Origin of the sequence: Pseudomonas sp. MF6776 (assembly GCF_016613125.1) — a bacterium.
Taxonomy (GTDB): domain Bacteria; phylum Pseudomonadota; class Gammaproteobacteria; order Pseudomonadales; family Pseudomonadaceae; genus Aquipseudomonas; species Aquipseudomonas iridis.
This window is the reverse complement of sequence record NZ_JAENSQ010000008.1, coordinates 181,602-200,401: the sequence shown is the minus strand read 5'-3', so window position 1 is coordinate 200,401 and position 18,800 is coordinate 181,602. Positions and strand designations below refer to the sequence as shown.

Below are 18,800 nucleotides of genomic sequence, written 5' to 3'. Positions count from 1 at the left end.
AATTAGCTCAATTCGATGGGTGCGATGGAAGTCGAGGGGGCAGCCTTAGTTTCACCTCTGCTCATTCCTATCAAGAGGGCTGTTGCAAAATTTTTCGCGCTCCAGTTCTTTCCGAAGCTCGTCTACCGCCTGTGTGTTTTTCATCACGACGACGCCAACCATTAGGCCGATAGTGAAACAAAGCAGCTCTTTCATGTGTACTCCTTGTAGGTGATGGAGGTGTTGAGGTCAAGTTGCGATCAGTATGCACAGGTTGAAAAAACAAGGGGCTGACCAAGTTTTAATTGGGGATGAGTACTTGCAGTAGCTCCAACTTTCTTCGCAATTGTTCGACGTGCTCTTTTTCTGCACGAAGAGCAGAGTGCAATCCCTTGTTTTCCATTTCCCAAGTCTTTGCCCTGCGGGCGGTGGTCTTGCAGTCGAGGATTATCTGCAAGATATTTCGTAGCTTTAGGTACTGAATCAACAGCACCAAGGCGATCACCAGCATCAGAAGCAGAGCTCCTGTTGAAACAGCGTCAGCCGTTGCCATCCGCATATCCTTTCTGTGGTTCGATTGATCTCGAAGACAAATTAAGAATATGTAGCATTGAGCGACATGTATAGAATGTAGACTTATACAGGTAAACAAATCACGCACATGGAGACATCATGAAACGCGAGCAAGACCTCAAACTCGTTCGATGGGATCTTGCCCTTCGCTATCGATTGATCGAGACCGTCGCATGGTGGGAGGGCCGGCTGACAACGGGGCATTTGATTCAAAGTTTCGGCATTAGTCGTCAGCAGGCATCGAAGGACATCAACACGTACATCAAAGACCATGCGCCTGAAAACCTTACATATGACAAGCAGATTAAGGGCTACGTACCCAGTAATCAGTTCAAGCCGCTGTTCATCGAAGAAAGCGCTAACGCCTATTTGCACCTTCTGAACCAGACCCACTCGCGGATGCCTCATGTTGAAGGTTTGGCGCTGGCCTACGCGCACACTAAAGTGCTGCAAGTGCCCGATCGCTCAATCAAACCTGAAATTCTTCGCCCGTTACTTAAGGCTTGTCGCGAACGACGGCGGCTTGATATCGAATACGTGTCGCTGAATGCTCCCGACCCAGAGGGGCGTACAATCGCACCGCACACATTGGTTTACACCGGCATGAGATGGCATGTGCGCGCGTATTGTGAGAAGAACCGTGGGTATCGAGATTTTGTGCTAAGCCGTCTGCGCGGGATACCAGAGTTGCGCGACGATGAGACGGACAATGGCATGGCAGATGATGACGACTGGAACGGCATCGTCACGGTGATTATCGCGCCTGACGAGCGTCTAAGCCCTGCACAAAAAAACATCATCCAGATGGACTTCGGAATGATTGAGGGACAGTTGGAAATTCACTGCCGCCGAGCTCTGGTGAAGTACGTCTTGCAACGCTTCCAGATTGATCCGAAAAATCTGAATCCTAAGGCGGAAGCGCAGCAGATTGTGGTGGCCAATTTAAATGAGGTGAAGCCTTGGCTTTATGACTGAATTGGACGTCAAAAAGAAGCAACGTGGTTCACTTGTTTATTATACCGAATTCAGAACCATTGAGCTGTATTCAGCAGTCGCTGCAAAGAAATCGATGATTTGGGGCCAAAAAAAGGCGAGAATATTTCACAATTTCTTAAGCAGTACGCACGTGGATCATCACCAATCTGCCAGTCTACGGCCTAGCCAATAGGACGGACCGGCCTATTACCAAAAAACTGGTTTGGTGCTGCCCTTCATTTACACCCAGATTGAACCAATGCACTCCGATAGAGGCCGGTAGAGATCGACCAGTTGTAGCCCTCAGCGACAGGCAGCAAACGGCCAAAAGCAGATCTGGACTCTGTTAATCCACCAGAAATGGCCGTTCGGTAAGCTGGCTAGTATGCCCCTACGTGAGTCGTGTGTTATACAACAAGACAATTGATAAACCACGCCAAGTGGTCAAAAATTTAAATCGCTCGCCGGTGCAGCAGGCCGCCACTCATTGACTTGGATTTTCTACCGCAGAGAAATACATGATCAACATTATTATCGAGAAAACCGCCGAGCACTTAACTACCGCTTGGCAATACGACACAGTGGTTGATTGGTATAGCGAAAACTCTGCGCCGCACGAAGTGAATATTCTTTCCAGATTTGCGAGCGCTGCGTCGGACATATGGAAAGAATCCACGGCATTCTATGAGGTTATGATCGATAAAGGTCGAATTGACCTGCTGATAATTTCTCCTGAGGCAATTTTGATTGTGGAAGGAAAAACAACATTTCACTCCAATACAAACGCACTAATAAGATCATTAAATGAGCAGATTGAGCGCATACATGGTGCAGATGGCGGGGTGCGCCGACTCATTGATGAAAGAATACCTTCGTACTGTTGGGAACGCTGGAAGCTACAAGCGACGCCGCCAATATATATTGTAACTCTCTCATGGTGTAATTCCAAAGGGATCAATGCATGGAGTAAGTCTGAAGCATGGAGCAAATCTCTAACAGGCTTCGACTCTGGAAGTGAACCTTTTATCTTCAGCGGCGATGAACATTATTTGCTATTTAAATACAGAAAATCAAATGGCACCGCGTGGATTGATAGCGAGCCGAGTCTTGAAATACAGAGCCTTATATAGATTATCTATTTGGTATCTCCTTGCCGTGACGGGGTCTTTGGAGGAGGAAAGAGGAAGGTCTTATTTCTAACAGGCGCCGGCTATGGGTCAATTTCTGCCCTTGGTGGCGGGCAGAAACCGGCCAATAGCGGCCTGAAGCGAACAGAAATTTCCGCAGAAGCAAACCGTCACCTACGGAAGCACGTTGCTCACCCTCGGCCGTAGACACGTTGCTGATAACTTCATAAACTCAACCCACCTTTTTTTCGGATTGTAGTTTTTCGTCCATGTTATGTTCCAGTGTTGGGATCAATGATGGCAAGAGATGACACATGGAAGAGGGCGCTATGTGATACCAATCAAACGGAATGCACCGTATATATCAAAAATAATTAAGCAGTCAACAGCAAGGCGGATTAAATGGTAGATTTTTTTGAAAGTGGTCTATGTATCCACTGCCATTTGGCAAAGAAAGAATTAATTGAGTTCCTGGCATTTAATGAGCAAACAGAAGAATCATGGAGGGCGAGGGACAACAACCTACAGAAAGAACTGAATGAGATTCTTGAGAAATATCCTGAAAAACCACGACGATTTAATTGATAGTTACGCATCGGATCTTCATCTGAATCAATCTAAATACCCTGATCTCCATAGGGAGTCATTGTTAATAACAATCTTTAATTTTCTCGAGCATCAATTAAACTCCTTATGCAAAATATTATATCAGAGCATTGGCAGCGACCTAAAGCTAAACGAAGTATATGGTCAAGGCGTGGAAAGAGCGCTTTTGTTTCTAACAAAGGTCGCTAGATTAAACCTTTCCTCATTCGGCTCAGAACTCCCGGAGATAAAAGGAGTAAACCTCGTAAGAAACACTATCGTCCATAGTGGCGGCCTACTACCCGAAGACCCATTCTCAAAGGTAAATAGGTTTATCGCTAGTTCCGCTGAATTATCAGGAGTAGAATCCGGATATGTAAATATTCACCCAGGATTTGTCGCTCATTTTATAACTGTATTAGTTGATTTTTTTGAGAAGCTCGATATCGAAATACAAAAGCACATACAAGAATACCCCCGATAGCTGACGCAAGGCAGCACAACAGATGCAATCTGCTAACTTGCACTTATGCAGGACAAGTCGCCCATGCTCTGCAGACCGCTCCAAAGTGTCACCCGGATGACCGGCCCGAGTTTGAACCTGGCGAGGTAAGAAACCACTTGGGCTGCCGACCCGCCTCCATCAAGACCATGGGCGTGCCGATCAGACTACGTTCAAATGTCCTATATCCTACAGGTGGATGGATGCACGGAACACAGTAAAACCCGGTAGATTTAGGCACTTACGTGATCAATAGAGGCGCTGCTCAGGTCTCAGGCCAATTATAGGCCTGCAGATTCAGGAAAGTCTCGTAGTAAGTCCGGTGAAGATATTCAAGATCCTCTTCCCAATCGTAAATTGCCTGTGCGAAATTCCCCGGAGATCGTTTGGCATTTCGACAAAGAGCGGCAATCGTCCTGGCCATTTTCATTAACCGCTCGAGGCTGGAGGGCTTAGCCCACTCAGACAAATAGCTTTTTTCAAAATAGTCAATCGCTAAAGTAGCAACGAAGAGTTTATCGAGAATTCTAGTTCTCATTGCGGATGGCTGCCCGCTCATTCCGACGTGATAGCCAAAGTGGCTGAGCAAACCAGCCTTAATCCAACCAACTTGAACTAGTTCTGAAAGCGAAGCGGGAGCATCAGTGGACGGCCATTTCAGAAATGACTTGAGGTAAGCCTTCCAATCCGTCGTCACTAGTCGGACCTCGTACCTTATATCCTTCAGCTTTTCAAAGGTTACCTCTACCTTGGCCTCTGTCAACCGCTTGTAGAGTTCAAAATCGATTAACAAAGCCTTGGTTTCGTCTGTCGAAAACTCTTCCATTTTCTTTGGCCTGCACTTTCCAGACTCCACGCTGGCGTACACAGGAAAGAACAATTGCAGGTAGCCTCGTATCAGGTCCTCATCCCTCTTCGATTTTCCTATCCCAAAAATTTCCGTAATGGAATTAAGGTTGCCGTGCAGCGATTGTTGAATGAGGTATTCGTAGTTTTCGTAGAGGATTTGGCCAGCGCATGAACCGGCATCTTTGAGGTAGCCAGCTTGCTGGACGATTTTTACTGACTTAATGATCGCAGCAATCGATAGCTTATCGGTTCCAACTAGGGACATTCCAATCTCCGCGTCTTAGCTCGTGAGTAACCTGGACAGAGGGACACGAGAGTATCCGGTCCCTATCCATGAAGGCATATTACTATCAGCGACCGTTTTCCTGTCTGCACGTTGGTTACCTTTGATCTCCGCGTTTGGCTGTCTGCTTGTGGTCGTTCCAAGGACAAATCCCATTGACCCTCGCGAGGGATAGTGCAAAGTCAGGTTGAGGCATTGGTACTACGCTGAGCGACAGCTGCTTTTGGCCGATTGTCGTCTGGCACGAATGAGCCTGTCACCAAGGGCAGTATCGACCCGAAGCAGTGCTTACATTGTAAGTGTTCACTCGGATGGGAACGGAGCAAACGTCAGCATGATTACGCTTATCCAGTTACGGGCAACTACCACATCAACCTGTCGATAGTTTTCCTTTAGCATGGAAAAGGCACTGGACTGCAGGTTCGATACATAAGCAACTTCATGGTCGGGCAAATCCTCCTTCTCAATAAGGTTTCTAGATGCCAAAAGAGCAGCGATGCACAACATGCAGACAGAATTCACCTCTTTATGATGTATTGCGTTTTCTGACAATTTCATAATTATTGCCACAGCTACGACATCGTTGCTACAGTTTGAGAAGATTTCAGGGAAGAACTCAGAGTGCATCTCAATCAGGTCTACTGCCTGTTTAGGGGAAAGTGTTTTTCCAATATACCCCATAGATTCTTCAGTGAGCCTGTTAAAGGCTTCTGCAATATTAGTGATTCTATTTTTTGGCCCTGAAATGTCACTCCTAGAATTGCGCTTATTCATCAGTTTTTCATCAGTTCGCATTACATACATTTCTTCATCCGGTTCTACCGCTTGAGCTTCAAACGAGATGCTCACCGACTTGAAATACTTCAACAGTTTTTCCGAGGTGGTTTCTATGTCGTCACCCGGTTCCCACCATCCGGCAGCAAAGAACGCCATGCAGTATTCGTGCTTCATAACCCAGTCGTAGCACATCGCCGCCTCAACAACCTTTTTCAAGTTGTCTTGCCCCTGATCGAGCCCGCCAACAAGCGCATCTCGCAGTGAAACGCCTTCTATTGCAGCGTTCACAAGAAGAGTAGTGCTGTGTCGAGTGGCACCGAATAGGTACTTAAATAGCAGTTCCAGAGCCCTGTCGAGCGATTCTTCTTGGAACTTTACCTGCTCGCTCTGGGTTAGCCCTGACCCAATCTGAACCATGATCCCAAAGAACAAAGCGTTGACACGATCGAATTCTGTTTTGTCGATTGCGCCCTGGGCGAACATGCCGCCATTGACTACTCTGCGAGCGTAATAATAGGGCATCAATATCGCTGGATCATTGCTCGGCAGCGCATCAACCATCAGCCCCAGATCGTTGTTGAGATCTACGAATGCGCCAAGCCCTGTATTTGATTTTTTTTTGACGCGCTCGGTCAGGGACTTCGCCACGAGATTGCTCTTACCACCGAAGGAACCGAGGATAGATTTTAAAATACTCATTCACAACATCCTTGCTATTAAGATTAGGTACTATCTGAAAAGTCCGGGCCGAGGTCTGAAGGCTATTCTCAGGTTTCAAAAAGCGCTCATTTCTGGGCGTGAGACCAGTCAGGCTGCGCAAACGGGGCTCAGCGATTTTTCAGACAAGCCCTGGATTTACCTAATCGCACGCTATGGACTTCCTGGCAAGCTTGAATCGCCACTGATTGAATAGACACGTCAGGGCATCTGCTTTTGGCAGTTTATTTCCGGCCACCTTGGGGTTACAGCGGACCAAAACTGCCGTCGCGGTGCGCGCAAGACGAGGGTTTACCGAGTTTTTTCGACGTAATGAAGCATGCTAGCAGTTTGATGTCTGGCGCTTTGATTGCCTATCGTTGAGGGCGAAATCCAAGACTAACTGTCTCAAAGGAGCAGACCATGCCACTACCAATCGTGCCTATTCTCGCAGCTCTCGCGGCTGGTGGAGCATTGGTTCCACATGCCGCTGGAGGCATGATAGTGACCTCGGGGGCAGGCTATGTGGCTGGCACATATCTCAGTACCGCAGCGATTTCGACAGTTATCTACGCGGTGAGCGGCACTGCTCTTGCGGCATTAGGAATAGGTACAGCAGCAGTAACCGGTGCTGGCAGCGCGATCATTGGTGGCGCAGGAATCTTTGGCACGACCATTGGAGCCACTGGCCTCACCGGCATGCTTATGTCTGCTGGTCTGATCTCTTCAACTCCAATAGCTGTCCCAGTAGCCGGCCTCTCCGTAGTTGCTGGTATCGGAGTGATTGGACTTCGTAGTGTGCATATTCGTGGAATCAAGCGCAGGCTGGCAGCAATACCGGAGGGTGCAGAGCTAATGTTTTCGGAGAAAGACGCAAAGCTCGTCGAGAAAATACTCAAATGGCTCGGACAGAAATTTAAATTCAAGAAACAGGACTGAAGAGCCTTTTCATTTTTCATGCGGCTCGACCGGCAGCATTTGGCCGATCTCTGCCCTTGGCCAACGACAGCTTTGGGTCGTTCTCTGCCCCTCGCGTCTAGCTGAAAACGGCCAGAAGCAGCCGTCCGCGAAGCGACTCGAGTCGGTATGTCGCTTTTCGTCATCACTCTCGCTGCGCCCCAGAATGCAGAAACGGCAGTTGGCTAAACGAAGAAGACGCCACTCTTTGTGGCTACGCGGTCGGGGACAGTAAGTGCCGCTTCTGGGTCGTATTCGGCCTTATGCGATCACCGGCATAGGGACTAGTTCACCTTGCCGTTGAATGGAGCCAACTCTCCAGATCCGTGACACATGGGTAGGTGCACTGACTTGCCCCCAAACCACATCCCGTGTGAAGACACAGTCACCTGATTACAGGTTGCGCACTGTAGTACCCCTTTGCTTGCGTAATGGGTTCGCCTTTCTGGATTTGAAATCTACTCAGATCTGAGGGTATTGCCAAAGAAAGGGGGGTGAACATGACCACACCTTGGTGCTGACCAGAGAAGCGCTCAGCTTTGAGCTCATCTCTCCCGGCTGAATGCTGGTTAACCCCGACAGAAGCCGACAGCAGGCCGGAGCAGGCGCGATTCCATCGTGGCATGGCTCACATTCGGGCAGTCCTTTTCAAAGCAGTTGCGCTCATTAACTCACTCATGATAGATTCATTGCTATAATGATTCGTTAAATGATGAACCATAAACCTACATGGGAGCTCCACGAATGCTAGTCACCATTCAAATTCAAGACGATCTGCTCAGCACTCTGCTTACCCATGCTCAAGACGCTGGTTCCTCGGTAGAGAGCTTCATCGAGGAAACGCTGCGGGAAGCACTGAGCCAGCCAGTCGCCGAAAACACGGTAGTTGAAGGACTTCTTCTCGCGGCGATAGAGGGGGTGGCACAGATAAAATCCAAGGCAGAGTTTTCACTTGATGACGTGATAGATGCTGGGGACTGGGATCTTATGACCGGCGGGGAGCGAAAGTCGCTTGGTCGTCGCTTTCGGAAAGAGGCCGAGGGTTCAGGTGTCGCCAAATGGCTGCGCCGGAATAGCGGTAACAAAGCCATCTATCAAAAGCTGTAACTGTGCCCCCTAGATGCTGAAAAATTTTCCGGCATCTGACTCGCAGTATCTGCCCCGCCGAAGTGCGGGGTTGTGCTCAGCGCTCTAATCCCCGCAGGGGCGGACAACCTTGCTTGCAAGGTGCACTTCTAGAAGTGGCCTGCCAGAGGCAACCGAATTAAAGCTGGTTGTCGTGTGCTGATCGGGTATGCCTGAGCTGATACATGCATATTCAAATTTATTTGCCCTTTCCGTTTGATAAGTGACACCCATAGTGCAACAGTATTAGTAGAACATCCTAACTGATACGGAAGGCACATCATGTTCATCCGCGCATATCTCCGAGCATCAACTGAAGAGCAAGACGCCAGCCGCGCCCAGGCCTCGCTTGAACAGTTCGCCAGCCACCATAACAAGGTCATCGCGAGCGTGTATCTGGAGAATGCCAGCGGCGCCTCCGCGGACCGGCCCGAGTTGCTGCGTCTGCTCAAAGATGCGCGCAAGGGTGACGTGCTGCTGGTGGAGTCGATAGACCGGCTTTCCCGCTTGCCGGTGGAGGACTGGCAGAAGCTCAAGGCCACGATTGATTCCAAGGGCCTGCGCATCGTCGCGCTCGATCTGCCGACCAGTCACCAGGGAATGCAGGACACGAAGGGAGACGAGTTCACCGGGCGGATGCTGGGCGCTATCAACTCGATGCTGGTGGAGATGATGGCGGCGATCGCGCGCAAGGATTACGAACAGCGCCGCGAACGACAGGCCCAAGGGATAGAAAAGGCCAAGGCCGCCGGCAAGTACCAAGGCCGCCCGATCGATTCAGATTTGCATAGGAGAGTCATTGAATTGCTCGGTGCCGGCCTGGGTATCCGCGCAACAGCTAGGCACGCCAACTGCTCTACAACTACCGTGCTACGAATTCGAGATTTGGCCTTGCCATGACGTCCCGCCTTACCCAAGCGCCTCGAAAATTGAGACCCTAACCATCCGGGCAATACAACCTCCTTTCTATCGTTCAAAGCGATGGTGCCTTCTGGACCATCGCCAATGTCGAGTTAGTACAACGCTCGGCATAGATACTGGCCAGCGCCGACTGGTCGAGCATCTGAAGTTCGCTCATGTCCGGTGCTCCGCACATAAGCTCAAGCAGCCGTTCTTTTGACGTGTTGCTGTAGCTTGGAAGGATGAAGTCATACAGCTCAAGAGGTGTGTCGGCTTTCGTCTTGCGCTGACCCAGCGTGCCGAAAAAAGTATCGGGATGGCGATGCCATGCGGCCATTTCTCCTTCGGATAGATCCCATGTGGAAATGACCGCCGTTCCGTCGTCGAAGCTTAGACCACAGTACGCTTTGCGCTCCGCTTCCATCACTGTTGCAGTCGTTAGCACCCCTTGTCGTTCTCGTCCCTCCTCATCTTTGACGAGATAGCGCTGACCAATAATCAATCTCGGGGCACCCTCGCCAAAAGCGAATTCCGGAATCTCTCCGTCAAAGGTCGATGGAATTTCAGAGTGATCGAGGATCACGCGCAGCAGTTCGTGCATCTCGATATGTCGCTCTCTCGCATCAATAGCAGCCCGTAAGCTCGGAAATTGAGTGTCATGTTTGAAATCTTGGATCTGGAAACCATCCGCCATTGTGGAGCACCGAAACGCCCCAGTATGAAGATGGTGATGCCATGGCGTGTTGGTCACGACCACGTAGGCGTCTGGCAAAGGCTTGCCATTGATTACACGCCCTTCGAACGCTCTCAAATCTGCCAGTGCAGTCCGAAGATAATCCGGTATGTCGCTCCCCGCTGCAGTATCAGGGACGTTTATATCGATGAAGACTATGCGCTGGTGGTCCGCCGCCTTAGCCAGCGCGCGGTTCAGTTGACGGCCGAGCCGAAACTTTGTGCCCGCTCGATGCTTGGCTTCGATCGAAAAGCGCTTATTCGTGCGCTTGTGAGTGGCGACAAACTCGCAGTGCGAACTGCTCCGGTCGTCTTCGTTCTCAAACTCTAGGTCAAACCCTGCGCGAATGAGCGTTGCTGAGACGTACACCTCATACTGCGCTCCAGCGAAGTTGTCGCCGTTCTTCAAGCGGCCAATTAGTTTATCTTGCAGTTCGGCGTTGTGATCGAGCGCATACAGGTCATATGCAAGGTGCATGTAGGCAGCAACCGCCCCTGTCATCGGCGCGGAATGGACCTGCCCCTGATCTTTTATGAACGTCCGCTGATACACGCACAGATGGTGGTACCAAACCAAGATAGGGTGCCGCTGATCGAGAGGTTTGGCTAACTCCGCGTTGCCCCAATCTACGCCGATCGCTATTTTGATGTAGTCACAAAGGAAGTCGTGGAATGTTCGCCATCCCTTTGAGTGCAGAAGCCTGTTCCTGACTGCAACCAGTCGATAACCGGATGCTTCGATCGAAACAATCGGACGTCCCAGCCCCTGCTGACGTTCCCGCTGTACCTGGTGCGCAATTGCTCGATCCCTCGCTTCAAGCATATGCGGCACTAAATGCGCGGGCAGCTGCGGAATGTGCGCCACTACCCCATGGCATCTTTTGAATTTACGACCGCTTCCGCAGGGGCAAGGGGAGTTTCGCCCTATCTTCGCCATATTTGTGCCTCACATTCGCGGCTTTCGTGACTGCAGCTGTCATCCCCACCGATCTTGAGGCAGAGCTCCATCAGCGGCAATATCTCGACTGTAGAAGGCGAGTTCACTGCCCTAGTTTTCGAGCAATCTGTAGAAACAAAAAAAACCGTCCGAGCATGGCCCGACGGTTTTTTTATTGCCTGCTGCTGCCACCCTGCTGTCACAGTCAAACCGATCTGTCAGGGAAAGTCATGAGAAGCAGGAACTATATGGTGTCCCAGGGCAGTTCGAACTGCCAACCTTCCCCTTGGGGGGGTTCGCTGTTTGACGTTATTACGTGTGATAAAGGACATTTTCACATATAAAAAAGGATGATGGCATGCCGCTACTCAGCGATCGGCCAAAGCCAGCCAGACACTGATCGAGCTGACCGTTATCATGCAGACCATATTTTGCCCCTGCGCGCCGCGCTCGGGTTTCGTTTTCAGCGCGCAGTGCACCTGCGTCGAAGGTTAGGAGCTGTCCATGGCGGATCACCACGAAGCCGAGCAGGCCAACAGTCTGGCCGAACAAGCACTTAGCGCTGCACGCGCCCGTTTGGCGCCCAGCGAGGCCATCGCCAGCGCCGAGCCCGAAGCTCCCAAACAGAAGGCCGGGCGCAAAGCCATCGCCAACCCCACCAGCACCAGCCTGCAAGACCTGGAAAAGACTCTGTGGGCCACCGCCGACAAGCTGCGCGCCAACATGGATGCTGCTGAGTACAAACACCTAGTGCTCGGCCTGATCTTCCTCAAGTACATCTCCGACAGCTTCGCCGGCCGTCGTGCCGAGCTGGAGCGGCGGTTTGCCGAGGCCGGTGACGACTACTACCTGGGCAGTGACGACGCCGAACTGCTGGCCAACGAGCTGGAAGAGCGCGACTACTACAAAGAAGTGAATGTGTTCTGGGTGCCGGAAGTGGCACGCTGGGAGTCGCTGCGGGCCAACGCTAAACAGGTTGACATCGGCAAGCGTATCGATGAAGCCCTGGCTGATATCGAAGCGGAAAACCCGTCGCTAAAAAATATCCTCGACAAGCGTTACGCTCGGGCTCAGTTGCCGGACGGCAAGCTTGGCGAACTGGTCGATCTTATATCCATCATTGGCTTTAGCAGTGACGCCCACCAGGCCCGTGACCTGCTCGGCCAGGTGTATGAATACTTCCTTGGCCAGTTTGCCAGCGCCGAAGGCAAGCGCGGCGGGCAGTTCTACACCCCGGCGAGCATCGTCAAGACTTTGGTCGCGGTGCTCAACCCGCACCACGGCAAGGTCTACGACCCCTGCTGCGGCTCGGGTGGCATGTTCGTCCAGTCGGAAAAATTCATCGAAGCCCACGGCGGTAAGCTCGGCGACGTGTCGATTTACGGCCAGGAGTCCAACCCGACCACCTGGCGCTTGGCGGCGATGAACCTGGCCATTCGTGGCATCGACTTCAATCTCGGCCGTGAGCCAGCCGACACCTTTACCCGTAACCAACACAGCGACCTGCGCGCCGACTTTGTCCTGGCCAACCCGCCGTTCAATATTAGCGACTGGTGGCACGGTAGCCTCGACGGTGATCCGCGCTGGGTCTATGGCAAGCCGCCGCATGGCAATGCCAACTACGCCTGGCTGCAGCACATGCTGTTTCACCTCAAGACCAGCGGCCGCGCCGGCATCGTCCTGGCCAACGGCTCGATGAGCTCCAGCCAGAATAGCGAAGGCGACATCCGCCGCGCCATGGTCGAAGCCGATGTGGTCGAAGTGATGGTCGCGTTGCCCGGCCAGTTGTTCTTCAACACACAGATCCCGGCCTGCCTGTGGTTCCTCACTAAACAGAAGGTCGCTCGTCCTGGCGAGGTGCTGTTTATCGATGCGCGCAAGCTTGGTACAAATGTCAGCCGGGTGCAGATCGAGCTGCTTGACAGCGACATCGAGCGCATTGCCCAAACCGTGGCCAACTGGCGCGGCGTGCCGCTGGATGTGGGCGGAGAGATTGGCGAGTACGCTGACGTGGCCGGTTTCTGCCGCAGCGTACCCCTCGCCGAAATTGCCGAGCACGGTCATGTGCTGACCCCTGGCCGCTATGTTGGTGCGGAAACGGTGGAAGACGACGATGAAGCCTTTGCCGACAAGATGCAGAATCTCACCGCTCTGTTGGGTGAGCAGTTAGCCAAAGGTACGGAGCTCGACCAGTTGATCCGGCAGAAGCTGGGAGGGTTGGGCTATGAGTTCTGAGTGGCCGCTTGCTCGACTTGAAGATTTAACCGACGGAACCCCCATAACTTACGGCGTAGTTAAGCCAGGTGTGGAGTGCGTAAACGGAGTTAAGTTCATCCGTGGTGGGGATATTGTTGCCGGACGAGTACTCACAAATCAATTGAGAACAATCACAAGGGAGATTTCATCGCAGTACTCAAGGACTCTGTTAAGAGGCGGTGAACTTTTAATTTCTTTGGTTGGAAATCCAGGTGAAGTTGCGATTGTACCAGTAACACTTCGCAGCGCGAATATAGCTCGTCAGGTAGGTTTGATTCGTATCGACGCTTCAAAAGCAGATGCAAATTATGTACAGTTTTTCCTGCGCTCCAAGGTTGGCCGAAATCTCCTCTTAGCGCATTCCAAGGGGTCTGTGCAGCAGGTAATTAATTTAAAGGATCTTAAGTCGGTTCAGTTGCCACTGCCACCATATCCTTTGCAAATAGCTATATCCTACTTTATGCAGAATATAGATGACCGTATCGCTCTGCTTCGCGAAACCAACGATACGCTGGAAGCTATTGCTCAGGCGCTGTTCAAATCCTGGTTCGTCGATTTCGACCCGGTGCGGGCCAAAGCTGAAGGGCTTGAGCCAGGAGCCTTGGATGTCGCCACTGCCGAGCTGTTTCCTGACAGCTTTGAAGAGTCTAATTTTGGGACGGTGCCGAAGGGGTGGATAGTTAGTACCCTTGATGACATCTCAGATGTCGGTATCGGTAAGACACCTCCACGAAAAGAGGCGCACTGGTTTAGTGAGAGCTCTGACGATGTGCAATGGGTATCTATACGCGACATGGGAAGCTCAGGCGCATTTTTGACGGAAACTAGTGAATACCTGACAGTTGATGCTATCAGCCGCTTTAACGTTCGACGGGTTCCTGACAATACGGTTTTGCTGAGCTTCAAGATGACGATTGGCAGGGTTGCAATTACCAGTGGCGAGATGACAACAAACGAAGCAATTGCTCATTTCAAGATCAACGAACAATCGCCGCTGGCTAGCGAGTACATCTATTTGCACCTAAAACAGTTTGATTACTCAAGGCTGAGTAGTACCTCATCAATTGCCGATGCAGTGAATTCCAAAACGGTTAAGGCAATCCCCATCCTCGTTCCGAGCGCTGGTGTAGCTGCAGCATTTCAAAGAACAGTTAGCGTGATCTTTGATCGAATCAAAACGGTTCAGCTACAAGCCAAAACTCTCACCCAACTCCGCGACACTCTGCTTCCGCGCCTAATTTCCGGCCAGCTGCGCCTACCTGAAGCGGAAGCTAACGTCGATAACGCCCTATTGGAGACTGTCTGATATGGCGTTGAATCTGCGTCAACGTGTCATCGAACGCTTGCAAGACGTTCCTGACACACAGCAGACCGCCCGCGAACTGGCGCAATGGATATTCGAACAGTTTCCTGCAGAGTGCGCGGTCAAGAAAGCAGGCAGTGCCAGCTATATCCATACTGACAATGACCTGGTACAGCAATTGGTGGCGGAACTCTCTAGTTCACGCCCGCGTTGGCAGCAGATGCATCCTCAACTGAAAACGACCGAAGGACGGCCACGTCACTATTACTGGTCGGACATGGATGCCAACGCTGAGGTGGCGGCAGTTGAAGGAATAACATTCGTACCATCAGCCCTGCCTGAGTCCTCGCCGATGCGTGAGCAGGCGCTCTATCCGATTCTGGCGGAATACCTGCTGACGGATGAGCAGTGCGTGTACGCCATGCGGATCAACGAAAAACGTTCATCCAACCGTGCTGGCAGTGGTGGCAACGAATGGTTGCACCCAGATCTGGTGGGGCTAGAAAACCTGACTGCCGATTGGACGCTAGATTTGCGTGACTGCGTCCGTGTGTCGGGTGAGCGTCGTGCCCGCTTGTGGTCCTTTGAGATCAAACTACTGCTCAATCGTTCCAATGCACGTAAGAGTTTCTTCCAGGCCGTGTCCAACTCATCTTGGGCAAATTTCGGCTACCTGGTGGGAGCCACGGTGGAGGGCGACGGCACGCTCAAAGAGTTACGCATGCTCGCCGCCGCTCATGGCATTGGGGTTATTCAGCTCGATGTCCAGAGTCCCTCGGAAAGCCAGATTCTGATTCCTGCTCGCGAACGCAGCGAAATCGACTGGGATATGTGTAACCGACTGACTGAAGAGAATGGAGACTTCGCCGAATTCATCGGTCGCATACGTCGCTTCCACCAAACCGGCGAATTGTCGACCAGCGAGTGGGAGGCCAGCGCGTGATGACACAAGCGTTATTGCACAACGGGGTGGCAAGCGGCCCTGAGTTCGAGTCTTTGGGCGATTTGCCCGACACCTTGGGCTGAAATCTGCCGAGCATTGCCGAGATCGAGGCGGAGCTGGCCGGTGAACTAAACACAGGAAGTGCAGTGGAATGACCGAAGACCAATTGGAACAGGAAACCCTCGGCTGGCTGGCAGAGGTGGGCTACACCCACCTGTACGGCCCGACTATCGCTTATGACGGCGAAAGCCCTGAGCGTGACAACTACCGCCAGGTGGTGTTGGTCGAGCGCCTGCGCAGCGCCATGGCCAAGCTCAATCCCAAAGTGCCACTGGCTGCACGCGAAGATGCGCTCAAGCAGGTGCTCGAGCTAGGTCCACCGGTACAGCTGTCGGCCAACCGCCTGTTCCATCGCCTATTGGTCAGCGGCGTACCGGTGCAGTACCAAAAAGATGGCGAAACTCGCGGCGACTTCGTTCGCCTGATCGACTGGGTTGAGGTGAAAGCCAACGACTGGCTGGCCATCAATCAGTTCAGCATCCAGGGGCCGAAACACACCCGGCGTCCGGACATCATCCTGTTCATCAACGGCCTGCCATTGGTGTTGCTGGAGCTGAAGAACCCGGCCGATGTGAAAGCTGATCTAGGCAAGGCCTTTGACCAGATCCAGACTTACAAGGAGCAGATCCAGGACCTGTTTCATTACAACGAAATCCTGGTGATCGCCGACGGCAGCGAGGCGCGTATGGGCTCCTTGTCGGCCGATGCCGAACGCTTCATGAACTGGCGCACTATCGACGGCCAGGATCTTGATCCGCTGGGGCAATTTAACGAACTAGAGACCCTGGTACGGGGTGCCTTGGCGCCGCCAATGCTGCTCGATTACCTCCGGTACTTCGTACTGTTTGAGGATGACGGCCGGCTGGTGAAGAAAATTGCCGGTTATCATCAATTCCACGCCGTGCGCGCCGCTATCCAACAAGTGGTCAGCGCCTCGCGTCCCGGCGGCAGCCATAAAGGCGGGGTGGTCTGGCACACCCAAGGCTCGGGCAAGAGCATCACCATGACCTGCTTCGCTGCCCGGGTGATGCAAGAAGCGGCGATGGAGAACCCAACCATCGTGGTGATCACCGACCGCAACGACCTGGATGGCCAGTTGTTCGGGGTGTTCTCGCTGTCCCAGGATCTGTTGCGTGAACAGCCCGTCCAGGTGGAGTCACGCGGTGACTTACGCAGCAAGCTGGCCCACCGACCGAGTGGCGGCATCGTCTTCGCCACGATCCAGAAGTTCATGCCGGGGGTGGATGAAGATACCTTCCCGGTGCTGTCCGAGCGCGCGAATATCGTGGTTATCGCCGACGAAGCGCACCGCACCCAGTATGGCTTTGGCGCCGAGCTGAAAGCCTCGGAGGGGGTACAGTCAGGCGAGAGCAAAACCCGTTACCAGGTGGGATATGCCCAACACCTGCGTGATGCACTGCCGAACGCCACGTTCGTGGCCTTTACCGGCACCCCGGTGTCCAGCGAAGACCGTGACACCCGTTCGGTGTTTGGTGAGTACATTCACGTCTACGACATGCAGCAGGCCACTGAAGACGGCGCAACCGTCGCCATCTACTATGAATCGCGGTTGGCCAAATTATCCTTGAAAGACAGCGAGCTGCCCGTTATCGACGATCAGGTCGATGAGCTGGCCGAAGATGAAGAGGACGATCAGCAGTCACGGCTGAAAAGCCGTTGGGCCGCCCTGGAAAAAGTGGTCGGGGCCGAGCCTCGGATTCAAAGCGTGGCGGCCGACCTGGTTACACACTTTGAGGAACGTAATCAGGGGCTGGTTAGCATGGGGCAGATGCCCGGCAAGGCCATGGTGGTGGGCATGAGTCGCGAGATCTGTGTGCACCTGTACAACGAGATCGTAGCTCTGCGTCCAGAATGGCATGACGAAGGTCTGGAGAAAGGCGCGATCAAAGTCATCATGACTGGCAGCGCGTCGGACAAGGCCTTGCTGCGACCGCACATCTATTCAAAACAGCTCAAAAAACGCCTGGAAAAACGCTTCAAGGATCCGCTTGATCCACTCAAGCTGGTGATCGTCCGTGACATGTGGTTAACCGGTTTCGATGCGCCGTGCGTTCACACCCTGTACGTGGACAAACCCATGAAAGGCCACAACCTGATGCAGGCCATTGCCCGGGTTAACCGCGTGTTCAAGGACAAGCAGGGCGGCCTGGTGGTCGACTACATCGGTATTGCTAATGAGCTGAAAGCCGCTCTCAAGGAGTACACCGGCAGCAAGGGCAAGGGACGGCCGACCGTGGATGCCCATGAAGCCTATTCGGTACTGGAGGAGAAGCTCGACGTTTTGCGCAGCCTGCTGCATGGTTTTGACTGCAGCGATTTTCTTACCGGCGGGCACAAGCTCCTCGCCGGGGCCGCCAACCATGTGTTGGGCTTGGAGGACGGCAAGAAGCGCTATGCCGATACTGCATTGGCCATGAGCAAAGCCTTCACCCTGTGCTGCACCTTGGATGAAGCCAAAGCCGTCCGTGAGGAAGTGGCGTTCTTCCAGGCGATCAAGGTGATCTTGATCAAGCGTGAAGTCAGTCAGCAGAAAAAGACCGACGAAGAACGTGAGTTGGCCATCCGCCAGATCATCGGCAATGCAGTGGTCTCAGGCGAGGTGGTGGACATTTTTGAAGCCGTTGGCTTAGAGAAGCCCAATATCGGCCTGCTCGACGATGCGTTTCTCGCCGAAGTGCGCAACCTGCCCGAGAAGAATCTAGCGGTAGAGCTGTTGGAGCGCTTGCTCGAAGGCGAGATCAAGAGCCGTTACAGCACCAACCTGGTCCAAGAGAAGAAGTTCTCCGAACTGCTGGCCAATGTGATCAAGCGCTACCAGAACCGCTCGATTGAAACCGCCCAGGTCATCGAAGAGCTGATCGAGATGGCCAAGAAGTTCGCCGCTGCCAGTCAACGCGGCGACGCACTGGGACTCAACGATGACGAGCTGGCGTTCTACGATGCCTTGGCCAACAACGAGGCCTCGGTACGCGAACTGGGTGACGAGATCCTGGCCAAAATTGCCCACGAACTGACTGCCAGTTTGCGGGCTAACGTCAGTGTCGATTGGAGCAGCCGTGAGAGTGTGCGGGCCAAATTGCGCATCCTGGTACGGCGAATTCTGCGTAAGTACAAGTACCCGCCGGATAAAGCCGAGGAAGCGGCCCAGTTGATACTCAATCAGGCGGAGACACTCTGTGAAGCGTGGCTATAGGCGTGAGCCATGAGACGACACAGATCG

At 52.6% G+C, this 18,800-nt stretch carries 14 protein-coding genes and 1 pseudogene; 9 read left to right on the top strand and 6 right to left on the bottom strand.

Going from position 1 to position 18,800, the window contains the following annotated elements; genetic code table 11:
- Nucleotides 1-51: 51 nt before the first annotated feature.
- Nucleotides 52-195, bottom strand: coding sequence for a hypothetical protein (locus tag JJD74_RS12160; protein WP_200614048.1), 144 nt, complete (start codon nt 193-195; stop codon nt 52-54).
- Nucleotides 196-280: 85 nt separating this feature from the next.
- Nucleotides 281-532, bottom strand: coding sequence for a hypothetical protein (locus JJD74_RS12155; protein ID WP_200614046.1), 252 nt, complete (start codon nt 530-532; stop codon nt 281-283).
- A 119-nt stretch (nt 533-651) separates the two neighbouring features.
- On the opposite strand from JJD74_RS12155, the gene JJD74_RS12150 reads away from it, so the two are divergent.
- Nucleotides 652-1,527, top strand: a complete 876-nt coding sequence (locus JJD74_RS12150) for a helix-turn-helix transcriptional regulator (protein WP_200614044.1) — start codon at nt 652-654, stop codon at nt 1,525-1,527.
- Nucleotides 1,528-2,045: 518 nt separating this feature from the next.
- The gene (locus JJD74_RS12145; RefSeq protein WP_200614034.1) at nt 2,046-2,657 is read left to right on the top strand and encodes a hypothetical protein; all 612 of its coding nucleotides are present in this window, start codon (nt 2,046-2,048) and stop codon (nt 2,655-2,657) included.
- A gap of 1,349 nt (nt 2,658-4,006) precedes the next feature.
- Here the strand turns inward: JJD74_RS12145 and JJD74_RS12140 are convergent.
- Both JJD74_RS12140 and JJD74_RS12135 read right to left on the bottom strand, forming a co-directional pair.
- Entirely contained in the window at nt 4,007-4,855 is an 849-nt protein-coding gene (locus tag JJD74_RS12140; protein ID WP_200614032.1) for a hypothetical protein, read from the bottom strand.
- Between the two features lie 321 nt (nt 4,856-5,176).
- A complete protein-coding gene (locus JJD74_RS12135) occupies nt 5,177-6,349 on the bottom strand; it encodes a hypothetical protein (protein ID WP_200614030.1) in 1,173 nt (390 codons plus the stop codon).
- A 420-nt stretch (nt 6,350-6,769) separates the two neighbouring features.
- Here JJD74_RS12135 and JJD74_RS12130 point away from each other — a divergent pair, with 420 nt between their 5' ends.
- The 3 genes from JJD74_RS12130 to JJD74_RS12120 all read left to right on the top strand — a co-directional run bounded on the left by JJD74_RS12130 (nt 6,770) and on the right by JJD74_RS12120 (nt 9,328).
- On the top strand, nt 6,770-7,285 hold the full coding sequence (locus tag JJD74_RS12130) for a hypothetical protein (protein ID WP_200614028.1): 516 nt from the start codon (nt 6,770-6,772) through the stop codon (nt 7,283-7,285).
- A 762-nt stretch (nt 7,286-8,047) separates the two neighbouring features.
- Entirely contained in the window at nt 8,048-8,410 is a 363-nt protein-coding gene (locus tag JJD74_RS12125; protein ID WP_200614026.1) for a DUF1413 domain-containing protein, read from the top strand.
- Between the two features lie 300 nt (nt 8,411-8,710).
- Complete coding sequence (locus JJD74_RS12120; RefSeq protein WP_200614025.1) at nt 8,711-9,328, top strand: recombinase family protein; 618 nt, start codon at nt 8,711-8,713, stop codon at nt 9,326-9,328.
- A gap of 73 nt (nt 9,329-9,401) precedes the next feature.
- Here the strand turns inward: JJD74_RS12120 and JJD74_RS12115 are convergent, their stop codons facing one another.
- Nucleotides 9,402-10,925 (bottom strand): hypothetical protein, encoded by a 1,524-nt coding sequence (locus tag JJD74_RS12115; RefSeq protein WP_234451718.1) that lies wholly within the window; start codon nt 10,923-10,925, stop codon nt 9,402-9,404.
- A 3-nt stretch (nt 10,926-10,928) separates the two neighbouring features.
- Nucleotides 10,929-10,997, bottom strand: a pseudogene (locus JJD74_RS31445) (SEC-C metal-binding domain-containing protein); the annotation flags it as partial.
- Between the two features lie 504 nt (nt 10,998-11,501).
- On the opposite strand from JJD74_RS31445, the gene JJD74_RS12110 reads away from it, so the two are divergent.
- From JJD74_RS12110 to JJD74_RS12095, 4 genes are all read left to right on the top strand, one after another.
- Complete coding sequence (locus JJD74_RS12110; protein ID WP_200614020.1) at nt 11,502-13,232, top strand: class I SAM-dependent DNA methyltransferase; 1,731 nt, start codon at nt 11,502-11,504, stop codon at nt 13,230-13,232.
- Nucleotides 13,222-14,559: a restriction endonuclease subunit S gene (locus JJD74_RS12105; protein ID WP_200614018.1), complete on the top strand. Its 1,338-nt coding sequence runs from the start codon at nt 13,222-13,224 to the stop codon at nt 14,557-14,559. The genes JJD74_RS12110 and JJD74_RS12105 overlap by 11 nt, the downstream gene beginning before the upstream one ends.
- A 1-nt stretch (nt 14,560) precedes the next feature.
- Nucleotides 14,561-15,499, top strand: coding sequence for a COG2958 family protein (locus JJD74_RS12100; RefSeq protein ID WP_200614015.1), 939 nt, complete (start codon nt 14,561-14,563; stop codon nt 15,497-15,499).
- A 151-nt stretch (nt 15,500-15,650) separates the two neighbouring features.
- Nucleotides 15,651-18,773, top strand: coding sequence for a type I restriction endonuclease subunit R (locus JJD74_RS12095; protein WP_200614013.1), 3,123 nt, complete (start codon nt 15,651-15,653; stop codon nt 18,771-18,773).
- Nucleotides 18,774-18,800 lie beyond the last annotated feature (27 nt).